Genomic DNA, 23,699 nt, shown 5'->3' with positions numbered 1-23,699 from the left:
GACAGGACCTTGGTCCCCGTTACAGCATGTAGTCCTCCGTTCCATCCACCTCGAGCCCGGCCAGGCTGACATCGTCGCTCATCGGCACCACATCGTCATTGGCCGCCGGCGATGTCTCCTCGATGAGGAACGACTCGTCCAGGGCCAGTGACTGCGCGGATGTCGCTCCAGGTTGCTGTTCGATGTTGAGCGATTTCAGGTCCATCTCGCCACCATTGAAGGTCAACCTCAGCACCTGCTCCCCGGCCTGCAGATCGAGCGTCAGGGCCTGGGTGGTGACGTAGTTGCCCCAGTCGCCGGAGTTGGGTACCGCCAGCGGCCCGGAGGTCGCGTAGAAGGTACCGTTCTGCTCCGCCGAGGCGGTGATGGTGCGCCCATCGTCCGGCGTGGCGGTCTCGAAGGAGAGGCTGTAGGTGCCGGCCTGCTCGACGTTGATGGTGTATTCCACCCACTCACCATCCTCGACGTAGCCGATCGCCTCGCCATTGCCGACCACGTCCACGCCATCCTCGCGGAAGTCGTCGCCGCGCTGGACCTCGCTGCTGTCGTTGTAGGCCACGTCCTGACCGCCTTTGTCGAACAGCACGGCGTCGAGGCTCAGGCCATCTTCGTCCACCAGCCATGGCGTGCCGGTGTCGTTGAATGCCTGCTGCCCATCAACGCCGCCCTGCTCCAGGGTCCAGGACTGCAGGTCCATCGAGCCGCCGTTGAAGGTCAGCCTCAACACCTGCTCCCCGGCCTGCAGATCGAGTTCGAGCGCCGCAGTGGGAATGTAGGTGTTCCAGTCGCCCGATACTCCCGCGTCCAGCGGCTCCGAGGTGGCATAGACGTTGCCGCCCTGCTCGACCGAGGCGGTAATGGTGCGTCCGTCACCTTTCGCCGCGGTCATGAACGACAGGCTGTAGGTGCCGGCCTGTTCGACGTTGATGGTGTACTCGACCCACTCGCCATCCTCGACGTAGCCGATCGCCCGGCCATCGCCGACGGTGTCCACACCGCCGTCACGGAAGCTGTCGCCCAGCTTGGTGGCACTGCTGTCGTTGTAGGCGACATCCTGGCCACCTTCATCGAACAGCGCCGCCTCGAGGGTCAGGCTCTCGCCCACCGACCAGGGCGTCCCGCCGGCATTGAAGGCGCTCTGGCCATCGTCCACCGGCGCGGTCTCCACATCCAGCGTGAAGCCGGTCTCGACACTGGCGCTGCCATCCGAGGCGGTGACCAGGATGTCGAAGCTGCCCGCTGCCGTCGGCGTGCCCGAGATGACACCACTCGGGGAGATCGACAGTCCGCTCGGCAAGCCACTGGCCGTGTAGGTCAGGGCATCACCATCCGCGTCCTCGAAGGCATTCGACGGAATCGTGAAGGAGAAGGCCTCGTCCGCGGTCGCGGTCAGATCCGTGAGCCCGGCCTCCACCGTCGGCGCACTGTTGGTATCCACCTGCGCCAGGGTGAACGAGGCCAGATCCTGCGAACCACCGTTGAAGGTCAGGCGCAACACCTGCTCCCCGGCGGCGAGTTCGACCTGGGTGCTGCCGGTCTGCTCGAAGCTGGTCCAGCCGCCGCTGTAGTCGACGCCTACCGACGAGGCGGTCTCATAGACACCGCCACTCTGGGCAAAGGAGGCCGTGATCGAGCGCGCGCCGCCGCTCTGGGTACCCAAAGCCGACAGGAACGATAGATCGTAGGTGCCTGCCTCGGCGACGTTGAGGGTGTATTCGACCCACTCGCCGTCCTCGACCCAGCCAATGGCGGATCCATCGCCGACGATATCCACGCCATCGCCACGGAAGTTGCTACCTTCCTGCGCCTCGCTGCTGTCGTTGTAGGCGACGTCCTGACCGCCCGCATCGTACAGCGCCGCATCGAGGGTGAGTTCGTCACCGACGGCCCAGGCTGTCTGGGTGGCGTTGAAGGCTACCTGTTCATCGCTGCCGGTCGCTGGCTCGACGGTCAGCGTGAAGCCGGTCTCGACACTAGCACTGCCATCCGAAGCAGTGACCAGGATATCGAAACTGCCTGCGGTGGTCGGCGTGCCGGAGATGAGCCCCGCCGGTGAGATCGACAACCCATCTGGCAAGCCGCTCGCCGTATAGCTCAGCGTATCGCCATCCGCGTCCTCGAAGGCATCCGCAGGTACCGTGAACGAGAAGGCTTCATCCGCACTCACGGTGAGATCGGCAAGTCCGGCATCCACCACCGGTGCGTTGTTCGCCGCTGCGACCGCCTCCAGCTCGAAGGATTGCAGGTCGAGCTGTCCGCCGTTGAAGGTCAGACGCAACGTCTGCACCCCGGCATCCAGGTCGAACTCCAACGGCCCGACGTTCTGGAAGGTGGTGAAGCTGCCGGTATTCGGCACGCCGATCGAGTCGGTGGTATAGAAGCTTCCATTCTGCTCGAAGGCGGCGCTGATGCTCTTTCCGTCCGAAACCGCCGAGGTCAGGAAGCTCAGTGCGTAGGTGCCCGCCGTCTCGACGTTGAGGGTGTACTCCACCCACTCGCCGTCGGCGATGTAGCCCAGCGCCTCGGTCCCGTTGGAGATGTCGACCGCCTCACCGCTGCGGAACGACGCTCCCTGGTGGCTTGCGGTGGTATCGTTGTAGGCCACGCCCTGACCGCCGTTGTCGAACAGTTTGGCTTCCAGCGATAGACCCTCGGCACCCACCGCCCAAGGGGTCTCGCTATCGTTGAAGGCGGTCTGCTCCACGACCGGTCCATCGCCGTCGAGGAAGTTCGGCGTGCCATCGCCATCGTCGTCATCGTAGAGGTCCACACGACCGTTGCCGTCCGCATCTTCCGCCCCGGTGGGGTCGTAGGTCTGGACGTTCTCGACCAGGAAGATGTTGTCGTTGTAGTCGTAGTTCACTCCCGCATAGTCCTGAATGACGATATAGGTATCGGGAATGACGTTCCCCTCGGCGTCCTTCGCCACATAGACGCGGATCAGATGGCCGTCGTTCTCGTCCCAGCTCAGGTCATTGCCGGGGTTGCCGATGGCATCGATGGTGTCTTCGTAGAGATTGGCATCCGGATCGGACCAGGAGATGTAGCCCTGGCGATCGCTGATCTCGGCGAAGAAACCGAACGGATCGTCACGCTCGAGCGTGGTGGTGGTCAGCTGATCGCCGGCATTGAGCGCGCGCGGCAAGAGCGTCTGGCCATCCTGCTCGTCGTGGGCAAGGATCTCGTCGATGTCACGACTGTCGACATCGTGGATGAACAGTCGGGCAATATCCCCCTGGCCATGGTAGGCCGCCAGCTGGGTGATCTTGATCGGCGCACTGCCGTCGGCACGCTGGAAGTAGGGCGAGAGGATCTCGTCGCCGTTGGCCTCCACCAGGCCGCCCTTGTTCATCTCACCCTCGGCCACGTTGGTGCTGAAGCCGAAGGCATTGACGATCTCCTGCACCATCGGCTCCTGGCCGCTCTCCGACTGGCCCTGGGCGATGCCCGCCAGCTGGATCACCTTCTGGCCTTCGTCGCCGTCGTTGGAATTGATCGTCAGCGTCGACTCGTAGAGGGAGCCGTCGTTGCTGTCCGAGGCGATGAAGCGCACCGTCACGTTCAGCGAGCTGCCGGCCGGCACCACCAGATCGGTGCTGTCGCCGACGATCTCGAACAGTGTCGGGTCGGCGATGTCGAGACTCGAAATCTCCAGATCGGCGAAGCCGTCGTTGGTGATGGTGAAGGTGACCTCGTCATGGACCTCCTGATTGGCATTTGCCGGATTCTCGATGCGGCTCATCACCAGGCGATCGTCGGAGGGCACGCCGTCCAGGTTCTCGATCGAGATCTCGCCGCCGGAAGCGGGTTCGATGCCCTCGATGACGAACATGTTGTCGTTGTAGTCGTAGTTGATGCCGGTGTAGTCCATGACCCCCAGATAGGTATTGGGAATCACGTTGCCGTTGGCATCCAGTGCCTGGAACATCCGCACGGTATAGCCGCGCTCGATACCTTCCGCATCCGCTGGAACCGTGCCGCCTCCCGTTGGATTGAGGGACGGATCGGTGGACAGCCCGGCGACCTCGATGCCGAAGATGTCGTTGCCCAGCCAGCCATCGGGGATCAGGTCCTTGGTGATGGTCGCCGTCGCGAACTGCCCGTTGCTCTTGATGGGCAGGATCGACTGGTTGTTGTCGCCGGCATGGTTCGACAGCGTCACATCCTGCCCCTTGTTGCCCGGGTTGTGGATGCCCAGGCTCGCCCCGCCGTCGCCATGGAAGGCAGCGATCTGGGTGATCTTGGCAGACTCGAAGCCATCGGCGATCTTCCAGTAGCGCGACAGCACCTCGTCGTCGTTGACAGGGCGGTAGAGATCGAAGTCGTTGAGGACCGAGTTCTCGCCGCCGCCGACGGTGGTCAGCCCCTCGATCACGTTGCCGAAACCGAAGACCTCCCAGACCTCGTTGACGTTGGGTTCCCAGCCACCCTCATCGCGAGCCTGCCAGAAGCCCGCCAGGTGCACCTCGGCAACCGGCGTATCGGCATCGTTGGTGACCAGGCGCAGCGCTCCCTCGAATACCCCATCACCCCCATTGGTGCTCGGTGGTGTATAGGCTTCCCGGTCGAAGAGAATCTCGACCGTGATGGACTCGCCGGCGCCCAGTGTCAGGCCGGTGAAGATGTCAGGATCCGCCAGCTCGAAGGGCCCCGTCATGTCGGCATCGATGATCGACAGATCGGCGCTGCCGGTATTGCTGATCACGACGCTGCCGCTCTCCTTGAAATCGCGATCGTCGTTGGACGCGCTGTTGTTCTCCAGATAGTTGAAGTGCAGACGATCGGAGAAATGGGCCGCATCACCGCTCTGGATGCCGATATCCGCATCCGGGTCGCCCGGTGCCGGCGAGACATCGAGGTAGTCGATGTCATCGGCACCCGCGGCGCTGGACACGACACGCAGGTTGTAGGAGACGCCCGCCTCGAGCTCGACGAAGGCCGACTCCTCGCCGTCGTCACCGACGCCGGGGAAGCTCAGCTCGTCCAGTGGCTGGCCGTTCAACAGCAGCGTCAGCTGCCCACCATCGGATGCGCCGGCATTGGCCGCCAGATCGAGCTTGTAGGCGCCGTCCTCGGCAACGGTGAAGTAGAAGTCCGCCGTGTTGGCATTCACCGCCCGAGCCGTGTCACCGCTTTCAAGCTCGATGCGCGTCTCGCCATCGACCGCCGCATAGGTCGGCTCGAAGGTATCGATGGGGTCGTCCGCGACCCGCAGCAGGTCGACGTTCGGCCCGTTGGCTCCCGGCGCCGTCACGCTGATGGTGTTGCTACCCGCGTTCAGGGTCACCGTGGTGGTCTGGTAGAACCAGTCGTCCTCGGCGTCGTTGCTCTGGCCGGGGAAGTTCAGCGCGCCGATGGCGTTGCCGTTGATGGCCAGGTCCAGAGGCCGGTCGTCCTTCGAGGCGGCCAGGGCGTAACGAATGCCGATCTCGTAGGTGCCAGCTTCGGCGACATCAACGGTCCAGGTGATGCTCTGATCGCTCGCGCCATCGAAGTCGACGAAGCCATCGCCGGAGGCATTGCGATCATCGTCACTGGCGTTCACGACGACAGGGCCATCGAGCTGGGCACTCTCGGCCTCGTACTCGGCATATCCTGGCGTGGTGTCCTCGGGCTCCTGAAGGATTTCCAGCTGATCGATGTTGGGCCCGGTCGCCGCAGTCGCCTGGAAGCGCACCGTGTTCAGACCGGAAACCAGCTCCGCGGGAATATCCAGCGTCTGCCAGGTGTTCCAGGCATCATCGCCGGTGACATCGCTGGGCGGTGCAAAGGCAAAGGTGCCGACACTGACGTTGTTGACGAACACCTCGAGCGGCCGATTGGCGGTCGCGCCGTTGGCATAGCGCACCTGCAGCACCGATGCACCCGCCTGATCGCCGGTCAGTTCGAAGTTGAAGGTGAGGAAGTCGGCATTGGTGGAGCCGAAGTCCGCATAGCCGCCGGGTGAGCCATCCGTGTCGTCGGTATTGCCGTCCACCCCGAAGGAGCCGGGACGCAGGCCGAGGGGCTGCAGGTCAGGATTCGGTTCGGGGTTGTCCACGGTACGAATCTCGATCTCGGCACCGCCGCCACTGGCCGTGGTCACCGAGGTGCCATCAGTGGGTGTGGCATCCTCGGCCTGGATGGTCAAAAGCGAGACGAGATCGCCGTTGTCACCGCCGTTGTCACCACCATCGCCGCCACCATCGCCTGGGTCGGTGATCACCCCGCCCGGGGCCGGGTCGAGGCGCACGAGCTGGCTCTGGCCGTTGCCGCGATTGAGGGTCAGCAGATAGAGCTGGCCGGTGGCCGGGTTCTCGATGATATCCAGCGGGTCGACGTAGGTGATCACGTTACCGTTGACGTCACGCAGCACCGTGTCGCCAGTGACGTTGCCGTCGGCATCGAGAGTGATCGAGCGAATATCGTCACCGCCGGAGTACTCGGTGAACAGCACGCTGCCCTGCAGGTTGCCGCCGAACACACCGCTGGTGTACTCGGTCACGCCGTTGGGCGAGCGGTTCTCGCCTAGGGAATAGGCGTCGTCGACACGGTAATTGGCATCCGGGTCCACCCCCGCCGGGTAATTGCCGACCTGGTTGGTGTCGTTGCCCGAACTCGGGTTGCCGCCGTTGAGGATGTACTCGTCCCGCAGCGGATTGGGGTGGCCGTAGTAGCCGCCCTCCTCGACCTTGAACAGGTAGTCGTCCTGCTTCTCGACACCGGTGCGCTTCTCGTTCAAGGGGGTCGAGGGGTCGTCCGGCACACTGCCACCGGCGGCGGAGCCGTTGGTCGGCACATACATGTAGCCGTTGGAGTGCCAGACCAGGTCGTAGGCGTTACGAATGCCGGTAGCGAAGATCTTGACCACCGCGTCGTCGGCGAACGGGTCGTAGAAGCTGTCGAGAATGGTGCCGCTGGCATCCTGCACCGTCGCCGTGCCGTTCTCGGCGAAGACCAGGAACTGGCCATTCCCCATGGGGATGGGATCATCCTTGACATTGCCGTCGTCATCGACAAAACGGCGATTCTGGCCATCGCTGGGCAACGGTTCGGTCGAGACGTCGAAACCGCCTTCCGGCGCATCCCGGGTCGGATCGATCTCTAGCACGTTGGCATTGAGCAGACGTTCTGGACGGAAGCCCCAGGCACTGTCCGCTTCTCCCATCGCCGAGTTGGAGCCCTGCACCACGTAGAGCAAATGGCTGGGCGCATCCGGGTTGGTCTGGGCGTCGTAGTCCGGATTGGCCCGGAATTCGAGACTGTTGGTGACGTGGTCGCCGTTGGAGCGTGGCAACCCGGTGACGTAGGTTTCCGCCGTGGCAGTGAAATCATCACCCTCGCCCAGGGTGATCTTGGTGATCCGACCGCTGAAGTCCGGTACGCCATTGTCACGGCCGGAAAGCGGAATCGGATAGTTGTCGCTCACCCAGAGCACGTTGGGGTCGGTCGGGTCGAAGACGATGCCGATGATGCCGCGTGGCCCGGCGCTGCCCTGGAAGTGATCCAGGGCCAGGGTCTGTTCGCCGGAAAGGGCCCCGGTGACCGGATCGACGTCGTAGCGCTTGATCTCGCCACCCATGGAGGCGACATACATCTTCGAGCCGTCCGGGGAGAGTTCCAGCGAGGTCAGGCCGAAGGCACCATCCTGGGCACCGTTGAGCTCGACCACATCGTTGAAGGCCACTTCCCGCGCCACCACTTCCGGCGCCTCGCCGGTAACGAAGGTGGTGCTGAATTTCTGGAACTCGCGAGTCGGCGCGTCCAGATCGTCGTTGTCACCACGATCTCGGAAGCCATCGATCTTCAGCGTGTAGCTGGTGAATTCCTTGAGCCCGCCGGTCGGCGAGATGGTCAGGGAGTCGAAGCCACCGGTAGTGTTGACGTTGAACGCCACTTCCTCGCCGCTGACCGTCTCGAACAGGCGCACGGAACCGTCCTGGAGGCTTTCCAGCAGGACGCCACCGCGTCCATCCACGACCGAGATGCCCAGGAAGATGTCCGAGGAGGGATCGACCCCGGTGGGTGCGCTGCCATCCTGCGGGTCGAGATTGACCTCGACCTCGTCCGCCCCTACCCCGGCAATCGCTCGCGGATCGGTGAAGAAAGCATAGTCCTCGGGCGCATCACGATCATCATCCGGCGTCAGGTCCGGCAACGACTGGATCTCGAGGTACTGAATCTCGGTATTGAAGCTCTCCAGACCGATCGAATCGAGGGTCAGGCGACCATCGGTGACCTGCACGACCTTCGTGACCAGATCCGAACGGAAGCCCTCGGTGTCGTTGGACGGGTTGCCATCCGCGGGGAAGTCCTCGGGGCGGAACGGCGCGAACGGGTCGTTGAACAGTTCACCCTCGGCATTGAGCACGTAGTTGCTGTCGAACGGGCCAGAGGTGTCGCCGATGGCGACGGTGACCTCGTAGAAGCCGTTCTCCAGTTCCATCTCCCAGCCTGCCTTTTCCGCATAACCCGGCAGCGCGAAGTGGGCATAGGTACCCTGCAACGGATCGAGCCCGGCGATGTCGTCGGTGCGATCGTTGATGGCGACGCTCGACTGCCCCTTGATCGCCAGCGGCGTGGTGCCGTTGTCGGTGCCATCGGCAATCGAAGCTTCGCTCACCCAGCCGTACTGGTAGGTCTGACCGCCGATCTCGACGGACTGCTCGCCGAACGCCAGGCCGGTATCCGCCACATAGCCATCCGGCGTGACAAACCCGTCGGGCTGGAAGTTGATCTTGACCTTGAAGCGCTCGCCGGGCTCGGATGCCGGCTCTTCGGGTTCCGTCGTGCCGTCCCGACTCACCGACAGACTGTCGATGTTGGGGCCGGCGTCGCCGACGTTCTCCAGGCGAATGGTGTTGCTGCCGGCGGCGAGTTCGACCTCGATGGTCGCCTCGGTCCAGTTCTGCCAGCCCGCGTTCCCCTCGCCGGTTGCCGCGAAGGCCATCTCGCCCTGAGAGACACCACCCACCAGGATATCCATCGGGCGGTCGGCCTGGGTGGTGCTGCCATTGGCATAACGCACGCTCAGGGTGTAGGTGCCGGCCTCTTCTACCGTGACCTCGAAGGAAGCGGCATCGCCGGCCTCGCTGCCCATGTCCAGATAACCGCTGCCGGTATAGCCGTCCCACAGGCCATCGGCGCCGGCACCGGGGTTGGTTTCCGGATTGCTGGCATCACGCACCTGGGTGTCCGGCGTGGGCTCGGTGTCGTCGATGGTCAGGGCTTCGCCCTGGATCTCGAACAGGAAAGGTTCGGCTGGGGCTTCACCATCGTCGTTATAGGCGAAGACGACCTGATCGATGTTGGGACCGTTATCGACGCCACCCTCGGCCGTCGAGGGGATGGCGAAGGAGACCTGGTTGCTGCCGGCCTCGAGCTCGACTTCGACCTCGAGTTCGTTCCATACGGCCCAGGGCTCGTTCACACCGTCATCCGGCGTGGCGGGGAAGGCGACCAGCGAAGCGGTGCCCCCGTTGATCGACAGATTGAGCGGCCTGGCTTCCTCGCCCCCGTTGGCAAAGCGGATGGTGGCGGTGTAGGTGCCCGCCACCTCGGCATCGACATTGAAGACGACCTCGTCTCCCGGGTTGGTGCCGAAATCGACGTAGGCACCACCGATGCCGCCCTCGCGGTAGTTACCGAAGGCGTCCGGGTTGGCCGCGTCGACCACGCGAGTGAAATCGCCGCTGGTCGGCACGCCGCTATCGTTGATCTGGACCAGAGAGGCGTCCTCGGCCTGGATGGTGATCGGGTCCACGTCGACCGGCGCATCACCGATGGTCAATTCGGCAGAGGCACTTGCCTCGTTACCCGCTGCATCCGTCACGAAGAGGGTGGCGGTGACATCGCCGGACAGCGAGCTCAGATCGACGCTGAAGTCGCCATTGGCGTCCGGCGTCACCACGCTGCGGGTCGCACCGCCGTCGAGACTGATCTCGACGGTCTGGATGTCATCGTCGATACCCGAGACCGTAAAGCCAGCCGTGGCCGCGTCATCCGGGGCCAGCGTGGCATCGGCAGCGATCAGCGCCAGGTCGCCGTCCTCGTCTGCCGAGGTATCGATCGGGATCGGGCCGCTGCCGGCTTCCGTGATCTCGATGCGATCGATGTTGGGCCCGGTGTTGGCGCCCTCGGGAATCGCCAGCGACACGCTGTTGCTGCCGGCCTCGAGGGTGATCGTGACGGTCTCGAACGCCCAGTGGTCGAAGCCTTCCTCCGCCCCGCTGCCGTCAGGGTCGGTGGATGCGAAAGGCAGCTCGGTGCCGCTGCCGCCATTGACGCTCAGCTCCAGCGGGCGGGCGGTGTTGGAGGCGTAGCGGATGTTGAGGTCATAGGTGCCTGCCTGGCCCACGGTGACATCGAAGGTCACGGCATCGCCTGCCGTATCACCGAAATCGACGTAGCCCGTGCCCGAGAAGTCCGGACGTAAGCCGTTGGGCAGGTTGTCGTTATCCTCCGGATTGCCGGGATCGCGGACGGTGGTGACGCTGGCATTGCTGCCGTCGTCGAGCACGGTGAGCGTCCCGTCTTCCGCCTGGATCGTGATCGGCGAGAAGGGGGTCTCGTCGAGATCGTTGATACTGACCACGACATCCTGGGAGGTGACGTTCTCGCCATCGCTGACCGAGACGGTCAGCTCGTAGAGGCCATCGCCATTGGCATCGGCCGGCGTCTCGGCATCCGGGGCCTCGACGAACGACAGCGCGCCGGTGGTCTGGTCGAAGCTGAACAAGGCAGCATCGGCGCCCTCCAGGGTGACGCCGAGTGCGTCGCCCTCCGCATCGGCGAGCGTCAGGGTGGCCACGTCACTGGTGTTCTCGTCGATGGCGATGGTCGATGCCAGACCCGTGATCGTCGGCGCCTCGTTGGTGGGCTCCTCGATACGCGTGAACACCAGTTGGTCGATGCGCATCAGCTCGCCGGACTCGCCCTGGACGGTCAGGGTCGCCAGGGTGGCCGCATCGACGTAGACCGGCGTCTCGAAGGCGATCTGCTTGAGATTGCCGGCCTGGGCCGCGTTACCGCGTGGGCCATCATCGAGGAACGTTCCGAAGTCGTCGTCGAGCACGACATTCTCGGTCAAGGTGTCGCTGGTGAGATTGCGGGCCTGCAGGGCAGTATCGCCAATCTGCAGCGAGAGCGTGCCCGCCCCGTCGTCTTCATCGAACACCACCACGCTGACACTGTACCAGCCTGGCACGACCCCGTTGTCGGCCAGTTCGGTGGTGACCTGGGTCTCCGTCTGGCCGTTGGCCAGGCGAATGATCTGGTTGCCCGAGGCATCGGCGTTACCGGTGACGAAGAAGTTGTCGGCCTCGGCCAGGCCGGTGAAGTTCTCGGCCTCGACACTGATGGTGTCTCCGGCTTGCGGCCCCTCGATCTCGAACTGGAGGCTTAGGGTATCGGAAAGCCCCTCGCCATCGGTGGCACGAATGACCACATCGAACATGCCCGCCTCGGCGGGTGTGCCGCTGATGACGCCCTCCTCATCGACGCTCAGGCCGGCCGGCAGCCCCTCGACGCTCAGGGTCAAGGTGTCGCCATCGGGATCGGAGAAGTAACCGGCGAAGGACGCCAGCTCGATGCCATCGAAGAAGCTGCCGAGTTCACCGAAATAGGGCTCCAGTGCCGCATCTTCCGCCACCGGCGCCTCGTTGACGTTGTTGACCGTCAGCTCGAAGGCAGTATCGGTGGTCACGCTACCGTCATCGGCGGTGATGGTGACGGTATAGGTGCCCGCCTCCAGGCCGACGACGCTACCGCCGAGTACCCCTGCGCTGATCGCAAGGCCACCCGCATCCTCTACCGGCACACCGGATTGGGACAGCGCGAAGCTGTAACTCAGTGCATCGCCGTCATCGTCGACGAAGGGCAGGTCGACCTCGAGGGTGCCATCCTCGTCGACCTGAAGGTCGGCGATGCCGCCACCGACGACTCGAGGTGCGCTGTTCTCGCTTCCGGTGTCCACGTCCTCGACAAGCTGCACGTTGGAGAAGGTCGCCGAACCGAGCACGGCGGTGGCGTCGTCGTCGCTGACGAACACCAGTGAATCGATCGTGATGCCGGCGTGCTCACCCAGGTCGATGGTGAACCGAGTCGTGCCGTCGCCATTGTCGATCCCGCTACCGCGCAGGTCGATGAAGGCCCCCTGGCCCTGGGTGCCGCCCACCTGGTAGATCGACCTGTCGCCATCGAAGGCGTTCTCATCGAGATCGAAGCCGACAGCCACGATCTCGGGATCGTTCTCGCCGATGGCAAGATCGAGCACGATCTGCGTCTGTTCGCTGAGCGTGTACTCCCGGGGCAAGTCGACCCGTTTCCACAGGTTGTCGTTCAGCGCCAGGCTGGTGGCGTCTTCGGAAACGACGTAGCCCGGGGCATTGACCGGGTTGTCCTGGGTGGAGGTATAGGACGTCACGTTGTCGAAGGTGATATCGAGCGGGCCCGACGAGGGGGCCTCCAGGGTGACGCTGGTGCTGGCCGAGGCTTCGTTGCCGGCACCATCGGTGGCGTAGAGCGTCACCGTCGAGGTGCCGACCGGCAGTGCCGAGAGATCCAGCGTCACCGCGCCGTCTACCGCCGTCACGGCCTGTCGCGTCTCGCCATCATCGAAGCTGACCTCAAGGGTACCGATGTCCGCGTCCAGCCCCGCGACATCGAACGTCGTCGCCGTCGATCCAGCGGCCACGGCCTCTTCCGGCCCGGCCAGGGCCAGATCCCCATCGCTGTCGGCGCTGGTGTCCAGCGTGAAATTCGTGCTGCTCGAAGCCCGATTGCCGGCCGTGTCCATCAGATAGACCATGGCGGTATTCGTCCCTTCAGCGAGTCCGCTGACATCGAGGGTGAATTCACCGGCCTCGCCCAAGGTCACGCCCTGGCGGGTCTCACCGCCATCCAGACTGACCTCGACAGACGTGATGTCGTCATCGATGCCGGCCAGGGTGAACACCAGTGCCCCGGCCGCATCGGCATTGACGACTTCCTCTTGAACGCTCAAGGCAAGATCGTCGTCCTGGTCTGCCGTGACATCACCAATCGGACCGCTTCCCGCCTCGGTGATTTCGACGCGGTCGAGATTGGGCCCCTTGCTGGCGCCCGACGGTATCGCCAGGGCGATGGTGTTCTCTCCGGCGTTCAGGGTGACCGGGACGGTGACGTATTCCCAGTTGTCGAAGCCTTCCAGCTCGCCACTGCCATCCGGGTCAGTGCCAGGAAACGGCACGTTGCTGGCGCCGCCTTCGTTGACGCTCAGTGCGAGTGGACGGTCGCCATTGGAGGCATAACGCACATTCAGGTCGTAACTACCCCCCTCGGTCACCTCGATCGTGAACGTGACCACGTCGCCGGGCTTGCTGCCGAAATCGAGATAGCCGCTGCCGGAATAGTCGGGGCGCAGGCCTTGGAAGCCGGTGCCGGCCTCCGGGTTGTCGGCATCGCGCACCAGTGTTCCCGGGTCATTGCCTGCGCCCAGGAGCCCATCTTCGGCCTGAATGACAATGGGCTCGAAGGCAGGTGGCGGAACCACGACGCCCTCCTGCACGTCGCCCACGGCGATGACGAAGGTCTCGGTGACGCTGGCCTCGTCGGCATCGGTCGCGGTGACGTTGAGGGTGACCGACTGTTCGGCCTCGAAGTCCAGGCTCTCGCCACTCTTCAGCCTCAGGATGCCATTGGCATCCACCTCGAAGCGGGCATCGTCGACGGTGAAGGTGTGGGTACTGTCGTCGAGATCCTCGACACTCAACTGGCCGATGGCCGCCCCCACCTCGTTCTCCAGCACGCTGTCGTTGTCCAGGCTGATCGTGGTCGGAGCGACCGGGTCGGCGGAAACCAGGGCCATCTCGATCTTGTCGATGTTCGGGCCATTGGCGCGACCACCCAGGCGCAGCAGATTCTCGCCGGCGCCGAGGGAAATCTCGAGGGTCTCGGTGGTCCAGCCTTCCCAGGGACTCGGTTCCGTCGGGAGGTCGACTGTGCCGGGAATATCGTCGATATCGTCGGGAAGCGACTCGGGTGCCGTCGTGGCGGTGAACGCGAAGGTGCCGATATCGGTGGGCGTACCCTCCTCGACCAGGAAGAGATCGAGGGGGCGATCCGAGGAGCCCGCATAGGTCACGGTGATGGAATAGGTGCCTGCGACCGGGGCCTCGAAGATGAATTCACCGTAAGCGCTGGCATTGCCGAAGGCCCAATCCAGGTAACTGGCGCCTTCCGCCCCCACGCGAAACGTATCGTCGACGATGGCGATGTTATCCATCGTGATCGGGCGGTTGGTGTCAGACCCTCCGCTGGAGATGTCCGGGGCCGGCGACAGGGTCAGCTCCTCGCCCTGGATCACCAGGCTGCCCAAGGCCGGCTTGCGCACCTCGAGGTAGTCCACGTTCGGCCCGCTGGCACCGTTTGAGGTGAAGCTGATGGTGTTCTGGCCCTCCTCTAGCGTGACGCGGATGGTGCGCTCGCCGAAGGTGGTGAAATCCCCGGCATCCGCCGTGTCGGTGGTACTGGGCAGATCGAATGTGCGGTCGACGAGTTGCTCGTTGACCTCCAGGCGCAGGGGGCGATTGCGGTCGCTGCCGTCGTTGTTCTGACTCAGGGCGTAGCTCAACGCCAGTTCGTACTCTCCCGCCTCTGGCACGTTGACGCTGAAGGTCAGGGTCTCGCCGCTCGCTGCACCATAGTCGACGTAGGCACCCCCCTCGGCATTGACGCCGTTGGGGTCGTCGCTCACCACGGCAAGCCCTGAAGCCTCGGGCGAGAGCGTGGTGAAGTTGCCATCGCCATCACCGTCGCCGGTGTCTTCCGCCTGAACCCTCACGGCCTCGAAGACTGCCGGCATACCATCGGCCGCGATGAAATCGATCTGCTCCGACCCACCGGCAAGCACCGCACCTTCGGCATCTAGCGCCTCGATGCCCAGGCTCGTCGTGCCACTGGTCAGGGCCGGCAGATTGCCGAAGACGAAGGGCGCGCTGGAATCGGTAAACGTCGTCGTCACCCCTTCCGCGTCGGTCAACGCTAGACGGATGCCCTTCACGTCGAGAGGGTCGACTCCCGTGCCGGCTACAGGAACGATACGCAGCGCGTAATCGCCCAGAGCGCTTGTGTCGATACGCTGGCCCCCTTTCAGGCCACCCAGCAGCGCACCACTCGACGTATTGATCAGAGAAATAGAGAACATCAGTCACCTCTGCGGGAATCTGTTTTTATCGGATACTTCGTTTGCCGCTTACCTGGTGGCTCGAGCGATCTCGCTGATACACCGCGCTTGGCAGCCGACAGGCCTGATTCAATGCAATCCTGTACCTGCCCGAGACAACTCACCTGGAGTTACCTGATGAAACAATATCTTTCACGACTCTGTTCACAAGAATGAACATTGACGAGCAACGATTTTACAAAAGTCATTTACAGGATCTTCCATGCATTAAAAGCATCGAAATAGATCCTTTATAAACAGCAGTTTGAGTTAGATTAGAAATTTAAAAACGGGCCTCGGCGAGAGCGTTTTCCTGGACCCTGGGGCGATTATGAAAACCATCATTCCAGGTGGCATGTAGAGAAAACAGAGGGTTAACAGAGGATTAAAAAAGCAAATTCCTGCCTATCAATTTTTTGATCAAACGTGACCCCTCGGTCACTGGACTCAGGATCCAGGCGGCAGAAAAAATATATAAATTATTGTTTTTAAACAAATTACTTAGAAATTTAATATAATTACCGCGCCTCCGGGTCTTTGGTGACAATCCATTGACCGCTTGATTAGTTACCTTTACTTACATACTGTTTCGGTGATCGCTTCCCGGATTTCAGTGGTACCCACAACAACGATGAAGGCAGACGAATGGCGAACCCAAGCACTTCCACGGACCTGCAACGCGCCTTGAAGGCGTGCCGGAGCTCCTTCGTATCCGTGGCCTTTTTCAGCATGTTCATCAATTTCCTGATGCTGGTCCCGCCGATTTACATGCTGCAGGTCTACGACCGCGTGATCACCACCCGCAGCCAGGAAACACTGCTGATGCTGACCCTGGTGGTGGTATTTCTCTTCGTCGTGATGGGCGGCCTTGAACTGGTGCGATCACGTATCCTGGTACGGGTCGGCAATCGTCTCGACATGCTGATCAACCGGCGGCTTTACAGCGCCATGTTCAAGAGGACGGTGGCCATGCCCGGCAAGGCCTCGGCCCAGCCCCTCAATGACCTGACCAGCCTGCGCCAGTTTCTCACCGGTAACGGCCTGTTCGCCTTCTTCGACGCGCCCTGGGTGCCGGTCTATCTCGGCGTGCTGTTCCTCTTTCACCCCTGGTTCGGCTTCTTCGCCCTGGGAGCGGGTGTGGTGCTGTTCGTGCTTGCACTGATCAATGAAAAGACCACCAAGGATCTGCTCGCCGAGGCGAACAGCGAGCATGTGCAGTCCCAGGATCTTGCCAACAGCAACCTGCGCAATGCCGAAGTGCTGCACGCCATGGGCATGCTGCCGGGCATCATGAGTCGCTGGACGGCCAAGCATCACGAGTACCTGCTGCATCAATCCCGAGCCAGCGACCGGGCCGGCGCCTTGACCAACCTGTCCAAGGTGCTGCGCATCATGTTTCAGTCGCTGATCCTGGGCCTGGGCGCTTATCTGGTGCTCGAGGGCAGCCTCACCCCGGGAATGATGATCGCGGGATCGATCATCATGGGCCGCGCCCTGGCCCCGATCGACCAGATGATCGGAGGCTGGAAGGGCTTCGTGGGGGCTCGTACCGCCTATGACCGCCTCAATGAACTGCTCGGCATGATCCCCGCGGATCAGCAGCCCATGCCTCTGCCCGCCCCGGTCGGCAAGATCAGGCTCGAATCGGTCTCGGCGGCGCCGCCAGGGGAACGCACGCTCACCTTGCGCGGGATCGATATCGACGTTTCCGAGGGTGAGCACATCGGCATCATCGGTGCCAGCGCGGCTGGCAAGTCCACGCTGGCGCGCGTCATCCTGGGCGTATGGCCTGCCCAGGTCGGTTGCGTGCGGCTCGATGGGGCGGACATCGGCCAGTGGGATCGCGAGGCGCTGGGACCGCACCTGGGCTACCTCCCCCAGGATATCGAGCTGTTCAACGGCACCATCAGCGAGAACATCGCGCGTTTCGGCGAGGTGGACCCGCAGCGCGTCGTCGCCGCGGCCAGGAAAGCCGGGGTTCACGAAATGATCCTGCGCCAGCCCAATGGTTACGACACCTACCTCTCTGGCGGTGGTGGCGCCCTCTCCTGTGGTCAGCGCCAGCGCATCGGCCTGGCCCGCGCGCTCTACGACAATCCGGTGCTGGTGGTGCTCGACGAACCCAACGCCAATCTGGATCAGGCCGGCGAGCAGGCACTGGCGGATTGCCTGAAGCATCTCAAGCAGGAGGGCACCACCGTGTTCGTGATCAGCCATCGCCCGGCCATTCTCAAGAGCGTCGATCGACTGCTGGTCTTGAAGGAGGGCCAGGTCAGCCTGTTCGCGCCACCGGACCAGGTCGCCGCGCAACAGGCCAAGCCGGTGCGGGGGATCCCCGGCTCGCCGCGGGCCGGCAGCAGCCGCCTCGCCTCGTTCCGACCGGAAAAAAGAGGCCAGGGCAATTCCCTGCCCGATACCCAGGAGCCCCAGTGATGACCAAGCACAGCGCAGAAGGCGGCGCCGACTTCATTCCGGGCGAGACCACCACACGCCACGCAGCCAGGGACAACGACGCCACGCTACCGGTGAAGGATACCGCCTATCGCCGCCTGGGCCTGATGATCCTGCTCGTGGCCTTCGGCGGCTTCGGTGGCTGGGCGCTGAGCGCCAATCTGGCGGTCGCCGTGGTGGCCCCCGGATCGGTTTCCGTCGAGAGTTCCAAGAAGACTGTCCAGCATCTGGAAGGCGGTATCGTCAAGGAGATCCTGGTGGAAGACGGCGACCGGGTGGATGCCGGGGCGGCCCTGCTGGTGCTCGATGACACCCAGTCACGCTCCCAATTGCAGATCGCCGAGTCGGAGTATCACATTGCCCGCGCCAGCGAGATACGCCTGCTGGCGGAACAGGCCGGCGACCAGATCCTCGACTTCCCCGAGAAACTGCTTGATTCGCCCTCGCCCCGGGTGCAGGCCGTGCTCAACGTGCAGCGACGCCTGTTCGAGGCTCGACACGAATCGCTGCGGGGGACCTTGGCGGCACTCGATGAACAGGTCGTCCAGATGCAGGAGCAGATCGCCGGGCTGGAAGCGATTCAGGCGGTCAACCGCTCGCGCATTCGCTCCCTGGCCAATGAAGCCGATGACTATCGCGCCTTGTTCAAGGAAGGATTGGGCAACAATCAGCGCCTGCGAGAACTCGAGCGCCAGGTGATGCAGTACAAGGGCGAGAACGCCCAGCACAGCGCGGAAATCGCGCGCCTGAAATCCCAGGTCAGCGAGAACCGGCTGCAGAAGGAGATTCGCACCCAGGAGTTCCAGCAGGATATCGGCGAACGGCTGCGCGAGGTGCAAGCCACGATTGCCGACAGCGAGGAGCGCATCACGGCCCTGAGCGACCAGGTGCGTCGCACGCGCGTTCTGGCGCCGGTCTCCGGAACCGTGGTCGGCATGCAGATTCATACCCTGGGGGCCGTGATTCGTTCCGGCGATCCGCTGCTCGATATCGTGCCGGCAGGCGATGGCTTCATCGTCGAGGCTCGCGTGGCGGATCGCGACATCGACAATGTCTATGTCGGCCAACGCGCCGAGATTCGCTTCAGTGCCTTCAACCAACGCCTGTCCAACGTCATCGACGGCGAGATCGTGCATGTCTCGGCAGACAGCTTCGAGGACGAAGCTACTCGGGTGCGCTACTACAAGGCCAAGGTGAAGGTCTCCGAGCAGGGGCGCGGCGACATGACCGAGAGCATGCAACTCCTCGCCGGCATGCCCGCCGAGGTGATGATCCGTACCGGCGAGCGTACCTTCGCCAGCTACATCGCCAAACCCTTCACCGACATGCTGGCGCGGGCGATGCGAGAAGAGTGAGAGCCATGCCCTTCATTCGCAAGGGCGTCACCGAGCTTGTCGCGTCTGGTCCCTTCCCAGCGACCAGACGCTTCAGGCAGGATAAGCGATTCCGGTTCCTGCCAGAGTCCTCTGCATGTCTCCCTGCATCAGCATCGTCGCCCCGGCGTCCCATACCTGCCCGACCACCCTCGAAACCGCTGCCCTCGCCCTCGAGACGATGGGGGTCGAGATACGCTTGCCGGCATCGCTGCAATCACCCCGGCGCTATCTGGCAGGCAGCATCGAGCATCGCCTGGAAGGGTTGTATGCCGCCTACGCCGACCCCGACACCCAGGCCGTCTGGGCGGCGCGGGGTGGCTACGGTGGTGCCCACCTGATCGAACACATCGACTGGTCGCGTCTGTCTCCGAACAAGCCCCTGATCGGCTACTCCGACATCAGCGTGCTACTCGATCAGTGCTATCGTCACGGTCTGCCGGCCATTCATGGGCCGGTCATGAAAGAAGCCGCACTGATGCGTCACGACGCCGAGGAACAGCGCCGTGTCGCCCAGCGCCATATCGAGGAGCTGGTGGCGCTGCTCCGGGACGAGACGCCGGCCCCCTTTCCCCTGCACCCATGCCGCCAGGATGAACGGCATGTTCGCCACGCCGCTCTCGAAGGGCCGGTCGTCGGCGGAAACCTGACGACGCTCGCCTGCGTCGCGGGAACTCCGGCTCGATTCACGGCCCCCCCCGGCGCCCTGGTGATCCTCGAGGATGTCGGCGAACCTTATTACCGTCTCGAGCGCGCCCTCTGGCAACTGGTGCACTCCGGCGCCTTCGACCGGGCCGGCGCGATCTGCATGGGTACCTTCGAGGGCTGCACGCCCTACGATGAAACCTCCCTCGAGACGATCTTCGCCGAGGTACTGCGTCCGCTGGCCTTGCCGCTGTTCGGCGGCTTGCCGGTGGGCCACGGCTTGCACAACCGCCCCTGGCGTTATGGAGGGCACGGGTGCATCATCGATGGGCATCTTGAACTAAAGGGTTAGTTGATCAAACGCTCGTTGGACCATCAGACTAGGCGCAGGACACGAGCTCGAACAGGCACCGGCTCTCGAGACTCGTGTCGATCATCTATGCATCCTGCAGGAGGGAAACAATGAAAAGAACACTGCTGGCAGCTGGCGTCGCTGCCTTTGCGCTTGGAGCAACCCCCGCCATGGCCAAGACCCTGGTCTATTGCTCCGAGGGCTCACCGGAAGGCTTCGACCCCTCGCTCTATACCGCCGGTACCACCTTCGATGCCTCGAGCAAGCCTGTCTACAATCGCTTGGTCGAATTCAAGCCCGGTACTACCGAGTTGCGCCCGGGTATCGCCGAAAGCTGGGAAGTCTCCGAGGATGGCAAGGAAATCACCTTCAACCTGCGTGACGATGCCCAGTTTCACACCACCGACTACTTCACCCCTAGCCGTCCGCTGAACGCCGACGACGTCATCTACACGTTCCAGCGTCAGATGAACGAGGACAATGCCTACTACCAGCACAACAACGGCAGCTACGAATACTTCAACGCGATGTCGATGTCCGAATTGATCGACGAGATCGTCAAGGTCGACGAGCACACGGTGACGTTCAAGCTCACGCGTCCCGAGGCGCCCTTCCTGGCCAACCTGGCGATGGACTTCGCTTCGATCCATTCCAAGGAGTACGGCGACAAGATGCTCGAGGCGGGCACGCCGGAAAGGGTCAACCAGCAGCCCATCGGCACCGGCCCCTATCAGTTCGTCAACTATCGCGAGGATGCGGCGATTCGCTACTCGGCCAATCCGGACTACTTCCGTGGCCAGCAGCCCCTGGACAATCTGGTGTTCGCCATCACCTCCGACGCCCAGGTACGCTACCAGAAGCTGCGTGCCGGGGAGTGTCACGTCATGCCCTATCCCAACCCCTCCGACATCGACGAGATGAAGCAGAACGACAGCATCCAGGTGCTCGAGGAGCCCGGTCTGAACGTCGCCTATTTCGCCTACAACACCCAGCAGGAGCCCTTCGACGATCCCAAGGTGCGCAAGGCCCTCAACATGGCGGTCAACAAGGAGGCGATCATCGACGCGGTATTCCAGGGCGCCGGGCAAGTGGCCAAGAATCCGATCCCGCCCACCATGTGGGGCTACAACGAAGCCATCGAAGACGATCCCTACGATCCGGAAAAGGCCCAGCAGATGCTCGAGGAGGCCGGCGTCGAGAATCTCGAGATGAACATCTGGGCGATGCCGGTACAACGCCCCTACATGCCGAACGCCCGGCGTACGGCCGAGCTGATGCAGGCCGACCTGGCCAAGGTCGGCGTGGATGCCGAGATCGTCACCTACGAGTGGGGGGAGTACCTCAAGCGCTCCTCGAACCTCGATCGTGACGGCGCGGTCATTCTCGGCTGGACCGGCGACAATGGTGATCCGGACAACTTCCTCGCCGTGCTTCTCGGCTGCGACGGCGTCGGCGGTGCCAACCGTGCCCAGTGGTGCCATGAGCCCTTCGATGAACTGATCATGGAAGCCAAGACCTTGACCGATCAGGACCAGCGGGCGGAGCTCTACAAGGAGGCTCAGGTCGTCTTCAAGGAACAGGCGCCCTGGAACACCATCGCGCATTCGACGGTATTCATGCCACTGCGCCAGGAGGTGACCGGCTATACCATCGATCCCCTGGGAGGGCACAGCTTCGAGGGCGTCGACCTCAAGTAACCTGCCAGCATGCTCTAGGCCGGGCGGTCGCGATGGCCGCCCGGCCTAGCTATTTGTCGCTCGACCTAACTGACACCACTCCATGTTCAAATTCGTTCTTGTCAAACTGGCACAGCTGATACCGACCTTCATCGGTGTCACCATCGTTGCCTTCGCCTTCATTCGCCTGCTGCCCGGCGACCCCATCCTGCTGATGGCGGGCGAGCGAGGCATCTCCCCGGAACGCTATGCGCAACTCGAGGCACAGCTCGGCTTCGATCGTTCTCCGATCATTCAGTACTTCGATTTTCTCGCCAATCTCGTTCAAGGCGACTTGGGCACGTCCCTGGTCACCCATGCACCGGTGATGGAAGAGTTCCTGAGCCGCTTTCCAGCCACGGTGGAGCTGTCGGCATTCGCCCTGGCCTTCGCCATCATCATCGGCCTGCCCGCGGGGGTGATCGCCGCCACCCGGCGCGGTACCAGCATCGATCATACCGTGATGGGCATCAGCCTGACCGGCTACTCCATGCCGATCTTCTGGTGGGGGCTGCTGCTGATCATGTTCTTTTCCAGCACCCTGGGCTGGACGCCGGTCTCGGGGCGCATCTCCTATCTCTATTTCGTCGATTCGGTCACCGGCTTCATGACCATCGACACCCTGCTGGCCGGCGACTGGGCCGCCTTCCTGTCGGCGCTGCACTATCTGATACTGCCGGCCATCGTGCTGGGCACCATTCCCATGGCCGTGATCGCGCGTCAGACCCGCTCCTCGATGCTCGAGGTACTGGGCGAGGACTACGTGCGTACCGCCCGGGCCAAGGGGTTGTCCAACTTCCGTGTGATCATGGTGCACACCCTGCGCAATGCGCTGATCACGGTGGTCACGGTCATCGGCCTGCAGGTCGGGGTCCTCCTGGCCGGAGCCATCCTGACCGAGACGATCTTCTCCTGGCCGGGCATCGGCAAGTGGATGATCGATGCCATCTCCCGGCGTGACTACCCCGCGGTTCAGGGCGGGCTGGTGCTGATCGCCTTCATCGTCATGATCGTCAACCTGCTGGTGGATGTCGCCTACGGCATCATCAATCCGCGCATTCGCTACTAGGGAGTCCGAAATGAGCACTTCAACGACCGCTTCGGCTCCCGGCACGCTGCGCTACCAGCTCGCCGAATTCTGGAGCTACTTCAGCGCCAGCCGTGGTGCGCTGGTCGGCCTGATCTTCATCGTCACGATTCTCCTCGTCGCGTTACTGGCACCCTGGGTGGCACCCCATGACCCTGCCTTGCAGAACCGCGACGCCTTCCTGGTGCCCCCGGTGTGGCATGCAGAGGGTACCTGGAGCTACCTGCTGGGTACCGACGCCGTGGGGCGCGACATACTTTCACGCCTGATCTTCGGTGCCCGCTATTCGCTGTTCATCAGCGCCATGGTGGTGTTGCTGTCGATGGCTGTGGGTATCTTCCTCGGCCTGCTGGCCGGTTACTTTCGCGGTTGGCTCGAGACCCTCATCACCCGAACCATGGATGTGGTGCTGGCCTTCCCCAGCCTGCTGCTGGCCCTGGGGCTGGTCGCCGTGCTGAGCCCCGGGCTGACCAGCGCGATGATCGCCATCGCCGTGGTGCAGCTGCCCTATTTCGTGCGCCTGACCCGGGCCGCGGTGATGAGCGAGAAGGATCGCGAATACGTGACGGCCAGTCGTCTCGCCGGGGCCAGCCACGGCCGATTGATGTTCAATACCCTGCTGCCCAACTGCATGGCGCCCTTGATCGTGCAGGCCACGCTGTCGTTCTCCACCGCCATCCTGGATATCGCCGCGCTGGGCTTCCTGGGGATGGGGGTGCAGCCCCCGACCCCGGAGTGGGGCGCCATGCTGGCCAACGCCCGGGAATTCATGGGCAGCGCCTATTGGGCGGTGACCTTCCCCGGCCTGGTGATTCTGCTGACGGTGCTGATGATCAACCTGATGGGCGATGGTCTGCGCGATGCGCTGGATCCCAAAATGAAGAGATCTTGAAAA

7 protein-coding genes are annotated in these 23,699 nt (G+C 63.3%); 6 read left to right on the top strand and 1 reads right to left on the bottom strand.

Annotated features, from left to right (window positions below):
- Nucleotides 1–19 precede the first annotated feature (19 nt).
- The gene (locus BUA41_RS06320) at nt 20–15,163 is read right to left on the bottom strand and encodes a carbohydrate-binding protein (RefSeq protein WP_072820914.1); all 15,144 of its coding nucleotides are present in this window, start codon (nt 15,161–15,163) and stop codon (nt 20–22) included.
- Nucleotides 15,164–15,826: 663 nt separating this feature from the next.
- Between BUA41_RS06320 and BUA41_RS06315 the strand changes: the two genes are divergently transcribed.
- From BUA41_RS06315 to BUA41_RS06290, 6 genes are all read left to right on the top strand, one after another.
- Nucleotides 15,827–17,614 carry a type I secretion system permease/ATPase gene (locus tag BUA41_RS06315; RefSeq protein WP_072820912.1) on the top strand — a complete coding sequence of 596 codons (1,788 nt, stop codon included), beginning with the start codon at nt 15,827–15,829 and terminating at the stop codon, nt 17,612–17,614.
- Nucleotides 17,614–18,987 carry an HlyD family type I secretion periplasmic adaptor subunit gene (locus tag BUA41_RS06310; RefSeq protein WP_072820909.1) on the top strand — a complete coding sequence of 458 codons (1,374 nt, stop codon included), beginning with the start codon at nt 17,614–17,616 and terminating at the stop codon, nt 18,985–18,987. Before BUA41_RS06315 ends, BUA41_RS06310 begins: the two co-directional genes overlap by 1 nt.
- Before the next feature lie 115 nt (nt 18,988–19,102).
- Nucleotides 19,103–20,002 (top strand): S66 peptidase family protein, encoded by a 900-nt coding sequence (locus tag BUA41_RS06305; RefSeq protein ID WP_072820907.1) that lies wholly within the window; start codon nt 19,103–19,105, stop codon nt 20,000–20,002.
- A gap of 110 nt (nt 20,003–20,112) precedes the next feature.
- On the top strand, nt 20,113–21,699 hold the full coding sequence (locus tag BUA41_RS06300) for an ABC transporter substrate-binding protein (RefSeq protein ID WP_072820905.1): 1,587 nt from the start codon (nt 20,113–20,115) through the stop codon (nt 21,697–21,699).
- An 82-nt stretch (nt 21,700–21,781) separates the two neighbouring features.
- The gene (locus BUA41_RS06295; RefSeq protein ID WP_072820903.1) at nt 21,782–22,786 is read left to right on the top strand and encodes an ABC transporter permease subunit; all 1,005 of its coding nucleotides are present in this window, start codon (nt 21,782–21,784) and stop codon (nt 22,784–22,786) included.
- Between the two features lie 10 nt (nt 22,787–22,796).
- Nucleotides 22,797–23,696 (top strand): ABC transporter permease subunit, encoded by a 900-nt coding sequence (locus tag BUA41_RS06290; RefSeq protein WP_072820901.1) that lies wholly within the window; start codon nt 22,797–22,799, stop codon nt 23,694–23,696.
- Nucleotides 23,697–23,699 lie beyond the last annotated feature (3 nt).

This window comes from Modicisalibacter ilicicola DSM 19980 (assembly GCF_900128925.1).
In the GTDB taxonomy this organism is placed as follows: Bacteria; Pseudomonadota; Gammaproteobacteria; order Pseudomonadales; family Halomonadaceae; genus Modicisalibacter; species Modicisalibacter ilicicola.
The sequence above is the reverse complement of the archived record's forward strand: the minus strand, read 5'-3'. Positions and strand labels throughout refer to the sequence as shown.

Coding starts and splice junctions, on each gene's coding strand:
- BUA41_RS06320 (WP_072820914.1), bottom strand. CDS start 15,163: ATGTTCTCTATTTCTCTGATCAATACGTCGAGTGGTGCGCTGCTGGGT.
- BUA41_RS06315 (WP_072820912.1), top strand. CDS start 15,827: ATGGCGAACCCAAGCACTTCCACGGACCTGCAACGCGCCTTGAAGGCG.
- BUA41_RS06310 (WP_072820909.1), top strand. CDS start 17,614: ATGACCAAGCACAGCGCAGAAGGCGGCGCCGACTTCATTCCGGGCGAG.
- BUA41_RS06305 (WP_072820907.1), top strand. CDS start 19,103: ATGTCTCCCTGCATCAGCATCGTCGCCCCGGCGTCCCATACCTGCCCG.
- BUA41_RS06300 (WP_072820905.1), top strand. CDS start 20,113: ATGAAAAGAACACTGCTGGCAGCTGGCGTCGCTGCCTTTGCGCTTGGA.
- BUA41_RS06295 (WP_072820903.1), top strand. CDS start 21,782: ATGTTCAAATTCGTTCTTGTCAAACTGGCACAGCTGATACCGACCTTC.
- BUA41_RS06290 (WP_072820901.1), top strand. CDS start 22,797: ATGAGCACTTCAACGACCGCTTCGGCTCCCGGCACGCTGCGCTACCAG.